We start from the raw sequence: 18594 nt of genomic DNA on the forward strand, positions 1-18594 counted from the left end.
GCCATTGATGCGCAAGGTGTTTCGCGAATTCTCGGCTCGTGTGGCGGTGCTAGTGGCCGACGAGTCGGGCATGTCGACCGTCGAGTACGCCATCGGCACCATCGCGGCGGCCGCCTTCGGGGCGGTGCTCTACACCGTGGTCACCGGCGATTCCATCGTGTCCGCGCTGACCAACATCATCGGTCGCGCGCTCAACACCAAGGTATAGCCGGCTGTGCCGGCGCCAGCACCGTCGAGGCGGCGCTGGGCATCGCCTCGCTCGTCGTGGTGCTGGTGGCCTGCCTGGCCGGAATCACCGCGGTTGCGATGCAGGTGCGCTGTGTCGACGCCGCCCGCGAGGCCGCCCGGCTGGCTGCTCGCGGCGACGAACGCTCCGCCACGGCGGCCGCGGTCCGGCTCGCGCCCGCGGGGGCGCGGGTCGACCTGCGCCGCGACGGCGACCTGCTGGTGGCCACCGTTGTCGCGCATTCGAAACTGTTGCCCGCCCTCGATATTCGGGCCCAGGCGGTCTCGGCGGCCGAGCCGGCACGGTGAGCGCGGGTCGGCCACCCTGGTCGCGGCCTGGATGGTGGTGGTGCTGCTGTCGGCGACCGGTGCCGCGGTCTACCTCGGTGCCGCGGTGGTGGCGCGGCACCGGGCCCAGGCGGCGGCCGATCTGGCGGCCCTGGCCGCCGCGGCCCGGTTGCCGTCGGGAGCCGATGCGGCCTGCGCCCGGGCCGCGGCCGTGGCCCACTCCATGCGGGTCGACGACATCGGTTGTGTCGCAGACGGTCTCGACGTCGTCGTCACGGCGCGGGTGGCGGTCGGCGCCGTCGGCACCGCCGTCGCCGCCGCGCGGGCGGGCCCGGCGACCGGCTAAGGCGTTCCGCCGGTGGCTTGCGGCAGGCCCGCGGCGGCCAGCTCTTCCTCGGTGGGCAACCGCAGCGAGACCAGCCCGGCGTAGGCGTCCGGCTCGAGTTCCACCCGGTTCACCGTGATGTGCACCGGCACCCAATCGCCGTCGTGCCCGGCCAGCCGCAGCACCCTGCTGGTGGCGCCCCCGCTGAATTCCTCTGTCATGGCCGACATCACGGCGTGGTCGTCGGGGTGGACCCGGGGCTTGCCGGTCTCGCTGCTGCGCCAGTCGTAAAAGGTGCACGGCTCGTCCAGCCATTTCAACAGCGTCCAATTGTTGAGATCGATCAGCGCGCGGTGCACCCCGGCCTGGGCCAGCCCGGACAGGATCCGCTGCGCCAGATCGTCGGTCGACACCGCGGGCCCCTTCTGCTCGGCCTGCCAGTTGATCGCCCGCGCCACCAGGTGTTCCCGGCCGTCGGGCCCCGGCTCCAAGATGGTGCGCGCCACGAAACCGATCCGAATGGCCTCGCCCCGCCAGTCGGTGAGATCCCAAGTGCTGCACAGTGTTTGATCGGGTTTGGCCTTGACCGCCATGGCCAGCACCTTGGTTTCGTTCGGGTTGAGCTCACGCGACGGGAGATCCTCGGCGAACGCCCGGCCGAACGTGACCTCGACCTCGGGGTTCTTGCCGCTGTTGATCAGCGATTCGCGGGTGTCGGTGGCCACCCCCAGCGTCAGGTCCCATTTCAGCGGCCCGGGAATCGGCCGCTCCGGCGGCTCGATGTCCGACGGCCCGGTCCACACGTGCACGCCGTGGATGAATCCGTCGGACATCACCACCGGTTCGGTGCGGATGACGCGGTCGCGCTTGGGGGTGATGCTGGTCAACGCCTGGCCGGTCTGCACCGACTCGGCGATCGCCGTCCGAACCGCGGAGAGGTAGGGGCTGCGGCGCAGGAACGTGGTGATCGGCACGAGATTCTTGAGCTGACGGCCCTGCGCCACAACGGTGGGATCACCCCCGAGCGTCTCCACGAGCAACCAGTCGTGGGCCATGCGGACGATTTTACGGTGACCGGGCGGGTCCGGGGCAGGCCCGGGTGAACCGGCCCGCGGATTTCGCCGCCCGCCCCTGCGCCGAGGCGCGACTGAACCTGGCCCGCGGATTTCGCCGCCCGCCCCTGCGCTCAGCGCGGCCCTCGGTCCAACTCCGCGAGGACCAATCGCAACACCCGCGCCGCGCCCGCCTTGTCGAGCGGGTCGTTGCCGTTGCCGCACTTGGGCGACTGCACGCACGACGGGCAGCCCCGGGGGCACTCGCACGCCTCGATGGCGGCGGCCGTCGCCCCCAGCCAGGTGCTGGCCCGGCGAAAGCCCCGCTCGGCGAATCCGGCCCCACCGGGGTGACCGTCGTAGACGAAGACGCTGGGCAGGCCGGCGGGTTCGGGTCCCACCGCGGTGGACAAGCCGCCGATGTCGCCGCGGTCGCAGCTGGCCACCAGCGGCAGCAACCCGATCGCCGCGTGCTCGGCCGCGTGCAACGACCCGGGGATGCGCGGGCCGTCAATGCCGTTGTCCCGCAACGCTTCCTCGGTGATGGTGTACATCGCCGCGGTGGTGGCCAGCGTGTGCTCCGGCATGTCCAGTTCGATGAAGTCGATCACCTCCCCGGACAGGCGGCGGCGCAGGTAGCCCACCACCCGGTGGGTGACCCGCACCGGCACCAGGCCCAGGGTGACCGGCCCGAAGACCAGCCGCTCCCCGGCGCCGGTGACGGCGATGTCGGTGATTTCCCGCGCGAACGTCGCATACCCGGGATCCTCGGCGTGCACGAACGCGATGCCCTCCTGCAGATCCAGCGAGTCGACGACGTAGCTCTCGCCCTGATGCAGGTAGACCGCGCCCGGATGGACCGACGCCGGCGCCTGCCCGGCGCCGGCGCTGCCCAGCAACCGGCCCGTGTCGGCCTCGAGGATGACGACCTGGCCGCCCGCTCCCCGGATGTCCACCGCGGCGTGCGGCTGCAGGCCGGGCGCCGGGAAGTACTTCCCGTTCCGCCGCCGCAGCAGCCCGTCGTCCACCAGGCCCTCGGCCACCTCGGTGGCGTGCAGCTCGCGCACCTCCGCCTCCTGCAGCGGCAATTCCGTTGCCGCACACAGCAATTGCGGACCCAGAATGTAGGGGTTGCGCGGGTCGATCACCACCCGCTCGACCGGCTTGCCCAGCAGCGCGGCCGGGTTGTGCACCAGGTAGGTGTCCAGCGGATCGTCCCGGGCGATCAGCACCACCAGCGCCCCCTGGCCGCGCCGCCCGGACCGCCCGGCCTGCTGCCAGAACGAGGCGACGGTGCCCGGGAAACCGGCCAGCACCACCGCGTCCAGCCCGGCGATGTCGACCCCCAACTCCAGCGCGTTGGTGGTGGCCAGGCCCCGCAGCCGGCCCTCGGCCAGCGCCCGCTCGAGGGCTGTGCGGTCCTCGGCGAGATAGCCGGCGCGATAGGACGCCACCTGCGCCGACAACTCCGGGGCGATCTCGTCCAACCGGGCCTGCGCGCCGAGCGCGGTCAACTCGGCCGCCCGGCGCGACCGGACGAATGTCAGCGTCTGCGCACCCTCGGCGATCAGGTCGGCCATCACCCGCGCCGCCTCCGCACCGGCGGAACGGCGCACCGGCGCACCGTTCTCGCCCACCAGATCGGCCCGCAGCGCCGGCTCCCACAACGCCACCGTCCGCGCCCCCTGCGGGGAACCGTCTTCGGTGACCTCCCGCACCGGCAGCCCAATCAACTCGGCGGCCGTCGCGCCGGGCGAATCCGTTGTCGCGCTGGCGAAGATCACCGTCGGCGCGCTGGCGTACCGGGCGCACAACCGCAACAGCCGGCGTAGCACCATCGCGACATGGGAACCGAAAATCCCACGGTAGTAATGACATTCGTCGACGATCACGAAGCGCAGGCCGCGCAACAGCACCGCCCAGCGGGCGTGGTTGCGCAGCGTCGACAGATGGATCATGTCCGGGTTGGAGAACACCCAGCGGGACCGCTCCCGCGCGAAGCGGCGCACCTCGGTGGGGCTGTCGCCGTCGTAGGCGGTGGGGGCAACCGCGAAACCGGGTTCCCGCAGCCGCGGAATCGCCGCGGTCAACGCGTGCGCGGCGCGTAACTGGTCGTGGCCGAGCGCCTTGGTCGGCGACAGGTAGAGCACCCGGGCCCGCGGGTCGGTGGCCAACGCGTTGAGCGCGGGAAGCTGATAGGCCAGCGACTTGCCCGACGCGGTGCCGGTGCTGACCACCACGTGACGGCCCGACCAGGCCAGGTCGGCGGCCGTGAACTGATGCGACCAGGGTGATTTGATCCCGCGCGCGGCGAACGCGCCGACCACCTCCGGCTCGGCCCACGCCGGCCAGTCGTGCGGCCGGCCACGGCGCGGCGGCAACTCGGCCACATGACGCAGCGGCTGCTCGTCGGCGGCGCTCCCGGCGAGCGCGGCGGCCAGCAGCTCACTGCCGAAACTCGCCATCTCGCCCCTCGTGGAACCGCCCGGCGACGCAAGTCTGTCGCCGACGCGATGAACATGGTTGACTATTTGCGGTCGCAGCTTCTGTGTTCGTGTCAAACTTTCGCAGGATCGACGTTGCGGCCGCGGTTCCTGCGAGGTTAATCGGTCGGGTGAAGTTCCGGCGACTGAGCGAGGTATGGCGGTCGTACCAGGACCCGGGGCATCGAAAGGCGATGCCCCGCACCCAGAAGAAAAGGAAAGATCGAGAGATGCCACAGGGAACTGTGAAGTGGTTCAACGCGGAGAAGGGCTTCGGGTTCATCGCTCCCGAAGACGGTTCCGCTGACGTGTTTGTCCACTACACGGAGATCCAGGGAACGGGCTTCCGCACCCTTGAAGAGAACCAGAAGGTCGAGTTCGAAATCGGCCACAGCCCTAAGGGCCCCCAGGCCACCGGAGTCCGCTCCCTGTAGGCGAGCAGACCTGAAACGGATACCCCCCGTGCAGTCCCGCCCAGCGGGCCCGGCCGGGGGGTTTCCTCTTTTCTCTAGTTTTCTCCAGGGGTTTCATCCCTGGTGATCTCCCGCGGCCCGAGTCGGCGCGCCCGCAACGCCGATTGCCTCAAGACGCGAACGGCAGACCTGGCCTACTGTCGGATGGCGTGAGCCAGCTTTCCTTCTTCACGGCGGAGTCGGTGCCCCCCGCGGTCGCCGATCTCTCCGGGGTGCTGGCGGCGTCCGGGCAGATCGTCATGGTGGGGACCCCGGAACCCCACGGCGCCCGGCTGTCGGTGGTGGTCGACCACACCTGGCGCGCCGAGGCGCTGGCGGACATGATCTCCGAGGCCGGCCTGGTGGCCGAGATCGGCCGGACCGACGAGGACACCCCGCTGGTGCGCACCGCGGTGGATCCCGCGCTGAGCCCGCTGGCCGTCGAATGGACGCGCGGCGCCGTGAAGACCGTCCCGCCGCGCTGGCTGCCCGGGCCGCGCGAGTTGCGGGCCTGGACGCTGGCCGCCGGCAACCCCGAGGGCGAGCACTATGTGCTGGCGCTGGATCCGCACGCACCCGACACCCACTCGCCGCTGGCGTCGGCGTTGATGCGGGTCGGCATCGCGCCCACGCTGATCGGCACCCGCGGCGGGCGGCCGGCGCTGCGGATCAGCGGCCGCCGCCGGCTGTCACGCCTGGTAGAGAACGTGGGAGAGCCGCCCGACAGCCCGGAGGCGTCGGCGCACTGGCCGCGCGTGTAGCGGGCGGACGGACCCCGGATCCGGCCCGCCGCCGGGCCCGCCGGTTTGCGCAGGCGAGCCTCCGGGTGCGAAATTGTCAGGTGCCGCAGGGCGAAGGAACGGTCGCGTACTGTGAATTTCACCGGAATTTTCGTAGCCGACCTGTCATTCTTCCTGCAGGTGGTCTCGCAGGGGGGACCAATCAGGGATGGAGCGTAAGGGCAGTTGGCTGACCCGAAACTGAAGGAAAACACCAGCGGCGGGAACGGCAGCCGCCGGCGACTCGTGATCGTCGAGTCGCCCACCAAGGCGCGCAAACTGGCCAGCTACCTGGGCTCGCGGTACATCGTCGAGTCGTCGCGCGGGCACATCCGCGACCTGCCCCGCGCCGCGGCCGACGTGCCGGCGAAATACAAGTCGGAGCCGTGGGCGCGGCTCGGCGTCAACGTCGACGCCGACTTCGAGCCGCTGTACATCATCAGCCCGGAGAAGAAGCACACCGTCAGCGAGCTCAAGGGCCTGCTCAAGGACGTCGACGAGCTCTACCTGGCCACGGACGGCGACCGCGAGGGCGAGGCCATCGCCTGGCACCTGCTGGAAACCCTCAAACCCAACATTCCGGTCAAGCGGATGGTGTTCCACGAGATCACCGAGCCGGCCATCCTGGAGGCCGCCGAGAACCCGCGCGACCTGGACATCGACCTGGTCGACGCGCAGGAGACCCGGCGCATCCTGGACCGGCTGTACGGCTACGAGGTCAGCCCGGTGCTGTGGAAGAAGGTCGCGCCCAAGCTGTCGGCGGGCCGGGTCCAGTCGGTGGCCACCCGGATCATCGTGCAGCGCGAGCGCGACCGGATGGCGTTCCGCAGCGCGTCCTACTGGGACATCGTGGCCCAGCTGGACGCCAGCGTGTCCGACCCCCAGGCCTCCCCGCCCACCTTCGCGGCCCGGCTGACCAGCGTGGACGGCCTGCGGGTGGCGACCGGGCGGGACTTCGACTCGCAGGGCCAGCTGCGCAAGGCCGACGAGGTGATCGTGCTCGACGAGCCCCAGGCGACCGAGCTGGCCGCCGGGCTGCAGGGCGCCCAGCTGTCGGTGGCCTCGGTGGAGGAAAAGCCCTACACCCGCCGGCCGTACGCGCCGTTCATGACGTCGACGCTGCAGCAGGAGGCGGGCCGCAAGCTGCGGTTCTCCGCCGAGCGCACCATGAGCATCGCCCAGCGGCTCTACGAGAACGGCTACATCACCTATATGCGTACCGACTCGACCACGCTGTCGGGTTCGGCCATCAACGCCGCGCGCACCCAGGCGCGTCAGCTCTACGGCGAGGAGTACGTCTCGCCGTCGCCGCGCCAGTACACCCGCAAGGTGAAGAACGCGCAGGAGGCGCACGAGGCGATCCGTCCGGCCGGCGAGACGTTCGCCACCCCGGACGCGGTGCGCCGCGAGCTCGACGGCGACGAGTTCCGGCTCTACGAGCTGATCTGGCAGCGCACGGTGGCCTCCCAGATGGCCGACGCGCGCGGTACCACGCTGAGCCTGCGGATCGGCGGCCAGGCCGGGGACCGGCAGGTGGTGTTCTCCGCGAGCGGGCGCACCATCACCTTCCCGGGCTTTTTGAAGGCCTACGTGGAGACCGTCGACGAGCTGGCCGGCGGCGAGGCCGACGACGCCGAGAGCCGGCTGCCGCAGCTGACCCAGGGCCAGCGGCTGGACGCCATCGAGCTCACCCCCGACGGCCACGCCACCAACCCGCCGCCGCGCTACACCGAGGCGTCGTTGGTCAAGGCGCTCGAGGAGCTGGGCATCGGCCGCCCGTCGACCTACTCGTCGATCATCAAGACCATCCAGGACCGCGGCTACGTGCACAAGAAGGGCAGCGCCCTGGTGCCGTCCTGGGTCGCGTTCGCCGTCACCGGTTTGCTGGAGCAACATTTCGGCCGGCTGGTGGACTACGACTTCACCGCCGCGATGGAAGACGAGCTGGACGCGATCGCCTCGGGCCAGGAGCGGCGCACCGACTGGCTGAACAACTTCTACTTCGGCGGCGAGCACGGCGTGGCCGACTCGATCGCCCGCTCCGGCGGCCTGAAGAAACTCGTCGGCGTCAACCTGGAGGGCATCGACGCCCGAGAAGTCAACTCCATCAAGCTCTTTGACGACGAGCAGGGCCGCCCCGTCTACGTCCGGGTGGGCAAGAACGGGCCCTACCTGGAGCGCATGGTAACCGGCGACGACGGCGAGCCCACCCCGCAGCGGGCCAACCTCAACGACTCGCTGACCCCCGACGAGCTCACCCTCGAGGTGGCCGAGCAGCTGTTCGCCACGCCGCAGGAGGGCCGGGTGCTGGGGGTGGATCCGGCGACCGGCCACGAGATCGTCGCCAAGGACGGCCGTTACGGGCCGTATGTGGCCGAGGTGCTGCCCGAGCCGCCGCCCGACGATGACGACGGCAGCGGCGCGCCCGCCAAGAAGGGCAAGAAGCCCACCGGGCCCAAGCCGCGCACCGCGTCGCTGCTGCGCACCATGGACCTGCAGACGGTCACCCTCGAGGACGCGCTGCGCCTACTCTCGCTGCCCCGGGTGGTGGGGGTCGACCCCGAGACCGGTGAGGAGATCACCGCGCAGAACGGCCGCTACGGCCCATACCTGAAGCGCGGCAACGACTCTCGCTCGCTGGCCTCCGAGGAGCAGCTGTTCGACATCACCCTCGAGGAAGCGCTGAAGATCTACGCCGAGCCCAAACGCCGCGGCCGGCAGGGCGCCGCCGCGCCGCCGCTGCGGGAGCTGGGCGCCGATCCGGCGACCGGCAAGCCGATGGTGATCAAGGACGGCCGGTTCGGGCCGTACGTCACCGACGGCGAGACGAACGCGAGCCTGCGCAAGGGCGACGACGTCATGTCGCTCACCGACCAGCGCGCCGCCGAGCTGTTGGCCGACCGCAGGGCGCGCGGCCCGGCGAAGCGGACCGCCAAGAAAACCAGCCGCAAGGCCCCGGCCAAGAAGGCGGCCAAGCGCGGTTAGCCGCTCACCTCGCTGGAAACCTCTTGCGGCGCAACCTCTTCGGGGGTGGCCAGCTTCACCGGTCGGGCCAACTGGGTGGGAGCGGTGCGGCCGCGCAGCTCGACGACCTCGCCGACGTCCCAGCACAACGCCTCCGAATCCAGCGCGCCGCTGACTGCGATCGCCGACGCCAGCACGTGGCCGGGCTCGAGTTTGGCCAGCTCGGTCAGCCGGGCGGCCTCGTTGACCGGGTCGCCGATCACGGTGTACTCGAACCGGGCCTGCGCGCCGATGTGGCCGGCGATGGCGCGGCCGGCCGACACCCCGATGCCGAACTCCGCCGAACCGATCACCGGCAGCAGCGCGTCGTGCAACTCCCGCGCCGCGGCCAGCGCCCCGCCGGGGGAGTCGGGGTGCTCGATCGGCGCGCCGAAGATGGCCAGCGCGGCGTCGCCCTGGAACTTGTTGACGAAACCGCCATGCTTGCCAACGGTTTCCACCACCACCCGGAAGAACTCGTTGAGCAGGTGCACCACCTCGGCGGGCGGGCGGGTGGCGGCCAGCTGGGTGGAGCCGACCAGGTCCACGAACAGCACCGCGACATCGCGTTCCTGACCGCCCAGCTCGGTGCCGCGCTCCAGCGCGCGGCGGGCCACGTCCTCGCCGACGTAGCGGCCGAACAGGTCGCGCAGTCGCTGCCGCTCGGACAGGTCGCGGACCATGTCGTTGAAGCCGGCCTGCAGCAGGCCCAGCTCGCTGGCGTCGTAGATCTGCATGTGCGCGTTGTAGTTTCCGCGCTGCACCTCCGAGAGCGCCCAGCGCAGCTGGCGCAGCGGGTCGGCGATCGACATGGCCACCAGCAGCGTGCTGACCAGCCCGATGCCCAGCGCCGCGACCGCCAGCAGCAGGATGGGGGTGAACAGCTTCTCCGGCGTGGCATGCAGCAGCGAGGTCTTGTCGGCCACCACCGCCAGCACGATGGCCAGCACCGGCACCGCGGTGGACAGCATCCAGGTCAGGATCTGGCGCAGGATGACGCCGGGCGCCTTGACGTTCTCGGGCACCCCGCTGCGCAGCGCGGCGACGGCCACCGGGCGCAGTACCCGCTCGCACTGCAGGTAGCCGATGATCGCGGTGGCCGCGGCGCCCAGCCCGGTGGCCACCGCCACCACCGGCGCGGCGAACCGGGCCACCGACCAGCTGGCGATGATGAACACCACGCCGCCGATGCACCAGATCACCATGCTGGTGACGGTGCGGTAGAACGGCATGCGCAGCGCGCGGATGCGGGCCAGTTCGGTGGCGGCCGGGTCGGATTCGGCCAGCAGGTTGTCCCGGCGCTGCCACCGGAACACCGGCATCAGCAGCGTCAGGTTGACCACCGAGGCGGCGAGGAACAGCACCACCAACGACGTCGCGAACACCGCCAGGTTCACCACCGGCAGGTCCTGAAGCTGGATGCGGTCTTCGGGCGGCAGGGCGTAGCGCAAGAAGCCGAGCACGAACAGCGCGCCGATGATGTCGGCCTGCATCATGCTCAGCCAGAACAACGGCCACGGTGTGCGCACCACCCAGCGGGCGAATGCGCTGATCCGCCCCGGTAGTGCCGCCGCTGTTGTCACGATCCCACCGTATCGGGCGGCGGCGACGTCCCGGAAACTAAATTGCGTTCTCGGCAGGTCATTTCGGCGGCCGCGACGGCGGCGAAGATAACGGAATGGTCGCGGTATGGTGGCCGATCGGTATCTGTCGGGCGGTCGCAGTAGGTTAGGCGCTGATGTCCGGGGTGTTTACGCGGCTGGTAGGCCAGGACGCGGTGAAGGCCGAGCTGCTCGGCGCGGCCCGGGCCGCCCGCGGTGACGCGGGCCACAGCGACGCGGGCGCCGGGACTATGACACACGCCTGGCTGATCACGGGCCCGCCGGGGTCCGGACGCTCGGTGGCGGCGCTGTGCTTCGCGGCCGCGCTGCAATGCACCGCGGACGGCGAACCGGGTTGTGGCCGCTGCCATGCCTGCACGACGACCCTGGCCGGCACCCACGCCGACGTGCGCCGGGTGGTTCCCGAGGGCCTGTCGATCGGCGTCGACGAGATGCGCGCGATCGTGCAGATCGCCGCGCGGCGCCCGGCCACCGGGAATTGGCAGATCGTGGTGATCGAGGACGCCGACCGGTTGACCGAGGGGGCTGCCAACGCGCTGCTGAAGGTGGTCGAGGAGCCGCCGCCGTCGACGGTGTTTCTGCTGTGCGCGCCGTCGGTGGACCCCGAGGACGTGGCGATCACGCTGCGGTCCCGGTGCCGGCACGTCGCGTTGGTGACTCCGTCGACCGAGGCGATCGCCCGGGTGCTGGTCGACAGCGACGGCCTCACCCCCGAGACGGCGGACTGGGCGGCGTCGGTCAGCGGCGGCCACGTGGGCCGGGCGCGGCGGCTGGCCACCGACCCCGAGGCGCGGCAGCGCCGGGAGCGGGCGCTGGGCCTGGTGCGCGACGCGGCCACGCCGTCGCGGGCCTACGCCGCGGCCGAAGAGTTGGTGGCCGCGGCCGAGGCGGAGGCGGTGGTGCTGACCGCCGAGCGCGCCGAGGCCGAGACCGAGGAGCTGCGCACGGCGCTGGGCGCCGGCGGCACCGGCAAGGGCACCGCGGGCGCCATGCGCGGGGCGGCCGGGGCCATCAAAGACCTTGAGCGGCGCCAGAAGTCGCGTCAGACCCGGGCGTCGCGGGATGCGCTGGACCGGGCGCTGATCGACCTGGCGACCTATTTCCGGGACGCGCTGATGGCCTCCTCCGGCGCCGGGGCGGTGCGGGCCAACCACCCGGACATGGCCGAGCGGGTCGCGGCGCTGGCCGCGCACGCGCCGCCCGAGCGGCTGCTGCGCTGCATCGAGGCGGTGCTGGAGTGCCGCGAAGCGCTGGCCGTCAACGTCAAGCCCAAGTTCGCCGTCGACGCCATGGTCGCCACCATCGGCCAGCAACTTGGGTGACGCGACCCCTCTGCCGTAGACTCGTGCCGCCCATCGGGCACGCCACCTTAGCTCAGTCGGTAGAGCGGCTCACTCGTAATGAGCAGGTCAGGAGTTCGATTCTCCTAGGTGGCTCCGTTTGTCTGGCGCCGAGCGTCACGCCAGCGTGACCGTCGGCGCCGAGCGTCACGCCAGCGTGACGGCGGCGGGCGAGGTCCTCACGCCGGGGCCAGAAACCCGACCGGGCCCGACGCGAGGCACAGCGCCAGCGCGGTGGTGTTGGCCCGCACCGTGATCGCGTCCCCGGCGCCGGGCAGCCGGGCGAAGACGCGGTTGAGCCCCGGATGCACCGGCACCTTGACCGGGGGGCCCTGCGTCATCGACAACGTCATCGATCCGTCGCTGTTGGCCAGGTAGTTCAGCTCGACGGTCCAGTCGGCCGGCAGCAGCGGGCCGTCCAGGACCAGGCGGGCCGGTCGGTCCGGCTGCGCGAAATACCCGCACTGCGGCATCGGCCCCGGCGTGATGGTGCGCACCCAGGTCACCCGCGCCCTGATCAGCCGCCCCGAGCTGTCCAGCATTCGCAATTGCGTTGTCGCCGAATCGAATTCGGGCCTGTCGCGGAGCAGCGCGAACAGGTGGCTGGCCAGGTTTTCCGGCGCGGCCACCCGTTGCAGCACCAGCGGGTCGACCTCCTGGTCCAGCAGCGGCGCGTCGCTGGCCGCATGGGCCGCCGCCAGCGCGGCCCGGGCGTTGCGCAGATAGGGCTGGGCGGGGTTGTCGCGCCAGCTGGTCAGGAACGTGGCCGTCGAGTACAGGCTGCTGGCCAAAAACAGCGCCGCCAAACCGCACGCGACTACCGTGCGTTTCGGTGAGGCGTCCAGCCAGCGCGGGCCGGCGGGCCGGTTGGGGGCGCTGAGCGCGACGGCGGCCAGCAGCGCCAGCACGACGACGAGATCCGGCAGATACCGCAGCGTCTGGGCGAGTTCCAGCGCGGTCTGCTTGGACGACCGCATCAGATAGATCGGCACCTGGCAGGCCACCGCGTAGCCGGCCGCGGTCAGCCACACCGGCCCGATCCGCCGCTTGCGAAGCAGCGACACCGCCAGCACGCCGGCCAGCGCCAGCCAGCCGAGCGCCATCACCAGCGGCGGCGGCGTGGCCCACGGCGAGGCCGGCGCCCAGCGGTCCCAGTGCCACGGCCCGCCGGCCAGCCCCGGCACGATGCCGTGCGTGATTGAGCGCACCAGCAGCCGGCCCGTCATCACCACGTCCGAACTCCACCGCCGCTGGTTGACCACGGCCAGGTACAGCCCCACCCAGGCGGCGGTCAACGCCAGCGACGGCACCCACAGTCGCCGGCCCGACCGCCACACCGTGCGCAGCGCGGATCCCGGTCCGGCGTCGCCCGCCACATGACGCAGCAGCGCCGCCACCGCGAACGCCACGAACGGGATCACCGCGGCCTTCTCGAAGAACAGTAGCCCGCCGAGGTAGACCAGCACCCCGGTCAGCGCGTAACGCCGGTTCCCGGTGCGCACCAGCAGGATCGCGTCGCCGCACACCCAGGCCAGCGCCGCCAGCATCGGCAGCGAATTCAGCGCCGCCGCCCACCACGCGAACCCGGGCACCGCCAGCGGGGTGAACAAGGCGAACGTGAACGGGATCAGCAGCACCGGCCGCCAGCCCAGGATCACGTGCAGCGCGCGCAACAACGCCAGCGACGCCAGCAGCTGCAGCACCAGCAGGCTGACCGCCGGCCAGGTCCAGTCCAGCGGCGCGGCCCGGATGATGGTGCCGGCGAGCAGGAATGCCCCCGGCATGAGGTGCCCGTCGTGGTCGTCGAACAGATACGACGGCGCCAGCAGGTTGTGGGTGCCGGCCTTGCCGATCAGGATCAGGTCGTCCCAATAGAAGTAGCCGCCGAACGCCAGCACCGCGCGCACCGCCAGCTGCACCACGACGAGCGCGGCGGCCGCCAGGGCTATGTATGGTGGGCCGGTGCGCGCACTGGTTACCGGGGCAGCCGGATTCATCGGCTCGACGCTAGTCGACCGTCTCCTGGCCGACGGTCACACGGTGGTGGGGCTGGACAACTTCGCGTCCGGCCGCGCGAGCAACCTCGAGCATCTGGTCGGCAACCCGGCGCACGTGTTCGTCGAGGCCGACATCGTGACCGCCGACCTGGAGGCCATCCTCGACGAACACCGCCCGGAGGTGGTGTTCCACCTGGCCGCCCAGATCGACGTGCGGCACTCGGTGGCCGACCCGCAATTCGACGCCTCGGTCAACGTCATCGGCACCGTGCGGCTGGCCGAGGCCGCGCGCCGGGCGGGGGTGCGCAAGATCGTGCACACCTCCTCCGGCGGCTCCATCTACGGCACCCCGCCGACCTATCCCACCCCCGAGACGGTGCCCACCGACCCGGCCTCGCCGTATGCCGCGGGCAAGGTGGCCGGCGAGATCTACCTGAACACCTTCCGCCACCTCTACGGCCTGGACTGCTCGCACATCGCGCCGGCCAATGTCTATGGGCCGCGCCAGGATCCGCACGGCGAGGCCGGTGTGGTGGCGATCTTCGCCCAGGCGCTGCTGTCGGGCAAGCCCACCAAGGTTTTCGGGGACGGCACCAACACCCGCGACTACGTTTTCGTCGACGACGTGGTGGACGCCTTCGTCAAGGCATCCGGGGACGCCGGCGGCGGCCAGCGCTTCAACATCGGCACCGGCGTCGAAACCTCGGACCGGCAACTGCATTCGGCCGTCGCGGCCGCCGTCGGGGGACCCGACGACCCGGAGTTCCACCCGCCGCGGCTCGGCGACCTGAAGCGGTCCTGCCTCGATATCGGCTTAGCCGCAAGGGTTTTGGGCTGGCAACCGAAGGTCGGCCTGCAGCAGGGGGTGGCCCGCACGGTCGAGTACTTCCGCAACCAGCACAACTAGTTCGGGTCGGGCGGCAGCGCGGATTCCAGCGCGACCGCCCGGGCCAGGCGCGCGTAGCGCAGCTCCAGGTCCTTGAACCGCATATAGGTGCTGAGCGTGGTGAAGCAGAACGCCATCACCAGCGCGTAGAGCATCAGGTCTGTGCCGCGGCGCACCCCGAACCAGTTCGCCACCACGGTGGTGTCGTCGGGCCGCAGCACGGCATAGATACCGGCCAGCACGAACACCACGTAGCCGACCTTGACCCAGGCCCGGGATCGGGCGTTGCGCCGCGAGCGCAGCAGGTAAACCAGCAGCGCCACAATGGATCCGATCAGCAGCACCTGGATCCAGTTCATCGTGGAATCCTTCCTCGCAGAAATCCGTCGAAAATGATGTTCACCCCGTTGAGCAGCGGTTGGCCCTTCGACCTCGAGTACTCGGTGTAGAGCACCTCGATGGGTTCTTCGACCACGCGCCAATGGTTTTCGTCGATCAGCATGACGAACTCGTTGGCGTGGCTCATGCCGCTCATGGTGATGTCCAGCCCGTCGGCGACCTTCTTGTTGAACACCCGCAGCCCGTTGTTGGTGTCGGTCAGGCCGAGCCGGCGGCCGCGCCGGCTCAGCCGTGCCGCGGTCTGCAACACCATGCGCTTCACCAACGGCGGCCGGGCCCCCTGCCGGGTGCCGAACCGGGTGCCGATGACGACATCGACGTCACCGACCCGCAGCCGGTTGACCATCGCGGCCAGGTCTTTGACCCGGTGCTGGCCGTCGGCGTCGAAGGTGGCGAAGACCTGGGCGCCTGGCTGCCGGCGGGCGTACTCGACCCCGGTCTGAATGGCCGCGCCCTGCCCGAGGTTGATCGGATGGCGCACCAGATGCGCCCCGGCCCGCCGGGCGATCTCGCCGGTGTCGTCGGTGCTGCCGTCGTCCACGCAGACGACGTTGTCGAATACCGAACGCACATCGGCTATCACCTCGCCGATGACGGCGGCTTCGTTGAAGGCGGGAATCACGACCCAGACGGCCGAATAATGCGTGTCAGTACCCATCTAAGCCCACAAGGTACACGCCGGTGCAGGTCGGATCAGCCGGTTAGGCGCGCGGCGCGCGACAACGCCACCAGATGCACGCCGATACCCACCAGCGGCCCGCACAACAGCCCGACCACGGTCCGGGTCTGCAGCGACAACGGCAGCGCCAGCAGCAATCCCGATGCGACCGTGGCGCCCACCCACCCCAGCGCGTAGGCCCGGTGCAGCGCGGCGGCCACCGCGGCCGCGCCGGTCAGGGTGAGCATCGCGATGGCCACCGCCGCCGCGGTCAGCCAGGCCAGCAGCGCGCTGCCGGCCTGGTACTGCGGGCCGAAGGCGACCCGTAACACCCACGGGCCCAGCACGCCCGCGGCCAGCACTCCGACCGCGCCGATCGCCCCGACGATGGCCGCCGGGCCGATCAGCGCCCGAACCCGGTCGCTGCGCTCGTCGACGAAATGCGCAATCAGGTTGCCCTGCATGGCCGTCAGCGGCACCAGCAGCGGCGCGCGGGTCAGCGTGACGGCGAGGATGATCACCCCGCCCTGCGCGCCGAGCTCGGCGCTGGTCAGCTTCAGCAGCACCGGAAACCCCATCACCAGGATGGCGCTGGCGCCCGCGGCGGTGATCGAATGCGCGGCGCCGCGCAGGAACGTCGCGGTGCCGCCCGGGGTCAGCAGCCGCGCGGTGGCGCGGGTGGCGGGCGAGGCCGCCAGCAGGATCAGCCACGCGACCGCGCCGGCGACCGTCGCCCACAAGAAGCCGACCAGGCGCCAACCCAGCACCACGGTGGCCGCGGCCACCATCACCCGGATGACGGCGTCGGTCACCATCAGCGCGCCGTAGCGGGTCCACTCGTTGGTGCCGGCCAGCATGCCCAGCAGGGTGGCGTGCACGCAGAACCCGGCCAGCCCCACGGACAGCAGCAGCACCGACAGCGGCCGCGCCTCGACGAACACCCGGCCGCTCCACAACGGCGAGCTGCCGGCGATCACGACGGCCGCGGCCGCCCCGAGCAGCATGGCGACCCGCAACGGATGGGTGCGCTTGACCGGTGCGACCTCGAGGTAGGGCATCACCCGGACTTCCCGGGTGGTCTCCTGCAGCAGCCCGTTGGCCGCGCCGGTGACCAGCCCGAAAGCCCCCCAGAACACCCCGAACACCGAAAAGCCGCTCGGCGCCAGGTCGCGGGCGGCCAGGTAGATCACCGCGTATCCGCACAGTGCCGTGACGGCCGTGGCGGTCCCGACCCGGGCCATGCTGCCGCGCGCCACCGGCCCCTGCGAGGCACTGATCTCGGTCATCGGGGCGGCGCTTTCGGCCCGCTGCCCCGAGGTATCGCCACAATTTGAAAATAGTAAGCGGCCCACAGCGTGCGCCGCGGCGGCGATCGGTGTTGGTTAGGGTGGGCGGCGGCCGGAAAGGATCGCAGTGCCCGCTTTGCGCACCTTCGGGGTCTCGCTGTTGGTCACCGCGGCGGCCCTGGTCCTCGGATACGCCTACGGCGGCCCCAAGAGTCTGTACCTGCTGCTGGTGCTGGCGGCCCTCGAGGTGTCGCTGTCCTTCGACAACGCCGTCATCAACGCCGCGGTGCTCAAGCAGATGAGCCGGTTCTGGCAGCGGATGTTCCTGACGATCGGGATCCTGGTCGCCGTGTTCGGGATGCGGCTGCTGTTCCCGTTGCTGATCGTGTGGGCGACCGCGGGCCTCGACCCGGTGCGCGCGCTCGAGTTGGCGCTGCGCCCGCCCCCGCACGGCGCGCTGGAATTTCCCGACGGCTCGCCCAGCTACCAGAAGCTGCTCACCGCCGCCCATCCCCAGATCGCCGCGTTCGGCGGCATCTTCTTGCTGATGCTGTTCTTGGACTTCCTGCTAATCGATCGAGATATCAAGTGGCTCAAGTGGATTGAGGTTCCGTTCGCCCGCATCGGGCGGCTGGGTCAGGTGTCGGTGGTGCTGAGCGGCCTGACGCTGGTGCTGGTCGGCACCGGGTTGACGCACTCCAGCCAGGAGGCGGTGACGGTGCTGACCGCCGGACTGCTGGGCATGGTCGCCTACCTGGTGGTCAACGGTTTGAGCCGGGCGTTTCGGCCGTCCGGGGTGGGGCAACCGCAACCGGCAGGCCCGGCGACCGGCTGGGCCGGGCTGAGTCTGTTCCTCTATCTGGAGGTGCTCGACGCCGCCTTCTCGTTCGACGGGGTCACCGGCGCGTTCGCGATCACCTCGGACCCGGTCGTCATCGTGCTGGGGCTGGGCGTGGTGGGCGCGATGTTCGTCCGGTCGATCACCATCTACCTGGTGCACCAGGAAACGCTGGACCGCTACGTGTACCTGGAACACGGCGCGCACTGGGCGATCGGCGCGCTGGCGGTGATCATGCTGGCGTCCATCGAGCCGCGGCTGACCGTTCCCGAGCCGGTGACCGCGTCGGTCGGGGTGTTCTTCATCGGAACGGCGGTGGGCTTCAGCGTGCTGCGGCGCCGCCGCGAATCCGGGCGGGCTAGTGCCCCTGGGCCTTGAACCGTTCGATCGACCGCTGCACCTCGGCCTCGGCCTCGGCGCGGCCGACCCAGTCCGCGGCCTTGACGAACTTGCCCGGCTCCAGGTCCTTGTAGTGCACGAAGAAGTGCTTGATCACGTCGAGCTCGAACTCCGGGACGTCGCCGATGTCCTGGATGTGCTCCCAGCGGTGGTCGCCGGCCGGCACGCACAGCACCTTGTCGTCGCCGCCCTTCTCGTCGGTCATCCGGAACATGCCGACCGGGCGCGCCTCGACGATCACCCCGGGGAACACCGACTGCGGCAGCAGCACCATCGCGTCCAGCGGGTCGCCGTCCTCACCCAGGGTGTCCTCGATGAAGCCGTAGTCGGTCGGGTAGGCCATCGCGGTGTACAGGTAGCGGTCCAGGCGCAGCCGACCGGTCTCGTGGTCAACCTCGTATTTGTTCCGCTGGCCCTTGAGGATCTCGATGGTCACGTCGAATTCCACCGCGTCGGCTCCTTGTCTGGGTAGGCAGTCTGGGAAGGCAGGCCAATTTTGCTCTGCTACACCCTAGTCGAGCCCGGCGGCGCCGATTCGGCAGAATGGCGTGCAGACAGTCAG

At 70.8% G+C, this 18594-nt stretch carries 17 protein-coding genes and 1 tRNA gene; 10 read left to right on the forward strand and 8 right to left on the reverse strand.

Features of this window, described 5'->3' with window-relative positions; genetic code table 11:
- The first annotated feature begins 7 nt into the window (after nt 1-7).
- The 3 genes from NF20_RS00785 to NF20_RS00795 are packed head-to-tail and all read left to right on the forward strand — an operon-like array spanning nt 8 to nt 859.
- A complete protein-coding gene (locus NF20_RS00785) occupies nt 8-208 on the forward strand; it encodes a DUF4244 domain-containing protein (protein WP_003873278.1) in 201 nt (66 codons plus the stop codon).
- Complete coding sequence (locus tag NF20_RS00790) at nt 205-534, forward strand: TadE family type IV pilus minor pilin (RefSeq protein ID WP_179151741.1); 330 nt, start codon at nt 205-207, stop codon at nt 532-534. The genes NF20_RS00785 and NF20_RS00790 overlap by 4 nt, the downstream gene beginning before the upstream one ends.
- A gap of 31 nt (nt 535-565) precedes the next feature.
- Entirely contained in the window at nt 566-859 is a 294-nt protein-coding gene (locus NF20_RS00795) for an Rv3654c family TadE-like protein (RefSeq protein ID WP_009974714.1), read from the forward strand.
- Here NF20_RS00795 and NF20_RS00800 read toward each other — a convergent pair.
- Nucleotides 856-1893: a PAS domain-containing protein gene (locus NF20_RS00800; RefSeq protein ID WP_003873275.1), complete on the reverse strand. Its 1038-nt coding sequence runs from the start codon at nt 1891-1893 to the stop codon at nt 856-858. The two genes, NF20_RS00795 and NF20_RS00800, sit on opposite strands and share 4 nt — an antisense overlap.
- Nucleotides 1894-2024: 131 nt before the next feature.
- Complete coding sequence (locus NF20_RS00805; RefSeq protein WP_033713038.1) at nt 2025-4355, reverse strand: DEAD/DEAH box helicase; 2331 nt, start codon at nt 4353-4355, stop codon at nt 2025-2027.
- Nucleotides 4356-4603: 248 nt separating this feature from the next.
- Here NF20_RS00805 and cspA point away from each other — a divergent pair, with 248 nt between their 5' ends.
- The 3 genes from cspA to topA all read left to right on the forward strand — a co-directional run bounded on the left by cspA (nt 4604) and on the right by topA (nt 8589).
- Complete coding sequence (gene cspA, locus NF20_RS00810) at nt 4604-4807, forward strand: cold shock protein CspA (RefSeq protein ID WP_003419650.1); 204 nt, start codon at nt 4604-4606, stop codon at nt 4805-4807.
- Between the two features lie 188 nt (nt 4808-4995).
- Nucleotides 4996-5586: a hypothetical protein gene (locus NF20_RS00815; protein WP_011723615.1), complete on the forward strand. Its 591-nt coding sequence runs from the start codon at nt 4996-4998 to the stop codon at nt 5584-5586.
- 204 nt (nt 5587-5790) lie between these two features.
- The gene (topA, locus tag NF20_RS00820) at nt 5791-8589 is read left to right on the forward strand and encodes a type I DNA topoisomerase (RefSeq protein WP_033713039.1); all 2799 of its coding nucleotides are present in this window, start codon (nt 5791-5793) and stop codon (nt 8587-8589) included.
- On the opposite strand, the gene NF20_RS00825 is transcribed toward topA, so the two are convergent.
- Nucleotides 8586-10247 (reverse strand): adenylate/guanylate cyclase domain-containing protein, encoded by a 1662-nt coding sequence (locus tag NF20_RS00825; protein WP_010948854.1) that lies wholly within the window; start codon nt 10245-10247, stop codon nt 8586-8588. The two genes, topA and NF20_RS00825, sit on opposite strands and share 4 nt — an antisense overlap.
- A gap of 98 nt (nt 10248-10345) precedes the next feature.
- Here NF20_RS00825 and NF20_RS00830 point away from each other — a divergent pair, with 98 nt between their 5' ends.
- Nucleotides 10346-11551 carry a DNA polymerase III subunit delta' gene (locus tag NF20_RS00830; RefSeq protein ID WP_003873269.1) on the forward strand — a complete coding sequence of 402 codons (1206 nt, stop codon included), beginning with the start codon at nt 10346-10348 and terminating at the stop codon, nt 11549-11551.
- 41 nt (nt 11552-11592) lie between these two features.
- A tRNA-Thr gene (locus NF20_RS00835) sits at nt 11593-11665 on the forward strand.
- Between the two features lie 83 nt (nt 11666-11748).
- On the opposite strand, the gene NF20_RS00840 is transcribed toward NF20_RS00835, so the two are convergent.
- Nucleotides 11749-13566, reverse strand: a complete 1818-nt coding sequence (locus NF20_RS00840) for a hypothetical protein (RefSeq protein ID WP_162936213.1) — start codon at nt 13564-13566, stop codon at nt 11749-11751.
- On the opposite strand from NF20_RS00840, the gene NF20_RS00845 reads away from it, so the two are divergent.
- Nucleotides 13532-14473 carry an NAD-dependent epimerase/dehydratase family protein gene (locus NF20_RS00845; protein WP_155947426.1) on the forward strand — a complete coding sequence of 314 codons (942 nt, stop codon included), beginning with the start codon at nt 13532-13534 and terminating at the stop codon, nt 14471-14473. The genes NF20_RS00840 and NF20_RS00845 overlap by 35 nt on opposite strands.
- Here NF20_RS00845 and NF20_RS00850 read toward each other — a convergent pair.
- The 3 genes from NF20_RS00850 to NF20_RS00860 are packed head-to-tail and all read right to left on the reverse strand — an operon-like array spanning nt 14470 to nt 16795.
- Nucleotides 14470-14811 (reverse strand): DUF2304 domain-containing protein, encoded by a 342-nt coding sequence (locus tag NF20_RS00850; RefSeq protein WP_003873266.1) that lies wholly within the window; start codon nt 14809-14811, stop codon nt 14470-14472. The genes NF20_RS00845 and NF20_RS00850 overlap by 4 nt on opposite strands.
- Nucleotides 14808-15509: a glycosyltransferase family 2 protein gene (locus tag NF20_RS00855; RefSeq protein ID WP_003873265.1), complete on the reverse strand. Its 702-nt coding sequence runs from the start codon at nt 15507-15509 to the stop codon at nt 14808-14810. Before NF20_RS00855 ends, NF20_RS00850 begins: the two co-directional genes overlap by 4 nt.
- A 35-nt stretch (nt 15510-15544) precedes the next feature.
- Entirely contained in the window at nt 15545-16795 is a 1251-nt protein-coding gene (locus tag NF20_RS00860; RefSeq protein ID WP_009974726.1) for a hypothetical protein, read from the reverse strand.
- Between the two features lie 127 nt (nt 16796-16922).
- On the opposite strand from NF20_RS00860, the gene NF20_RS00865 reads away from it, so the two are divergent.
- Entirely contained in the window at nt 16923-18011 is a 1089-nt protein-coding gene (locus NF20_RS00865) for a DUF475 domain-containing protein (protein ID WP_011723621.1), read from the forward strand.
- Here NF20_RS00865 and NF20_RS00870 read toward each other — a convergent pair.
- Entirely contained in the window at nt 17992-18480 is a 489-nt protein-coding gene (locus NF20_RS00870) for an inorganic diphosphatase (RefSeq protein ID WP_009974729.1), read from the reverse strand. The genes NF20_RS00865 and NF20_RS00870 overlap by 20 nt on opposite strands.
- Between the last annotated feature and the right edge of the window lie 114 nt (nt 18481-18594).

Origin of the sequence: Mycobacterium sp. MAC_080597_8934 (assembly GCF_000523975.1) — a bacterium.
Lineage (GTDB): Bacteria > Actinomycetota > Actinomycetes > Mycobacteriales > Mycobacteriaceae > Mycobacterium > Mycobacterium avium.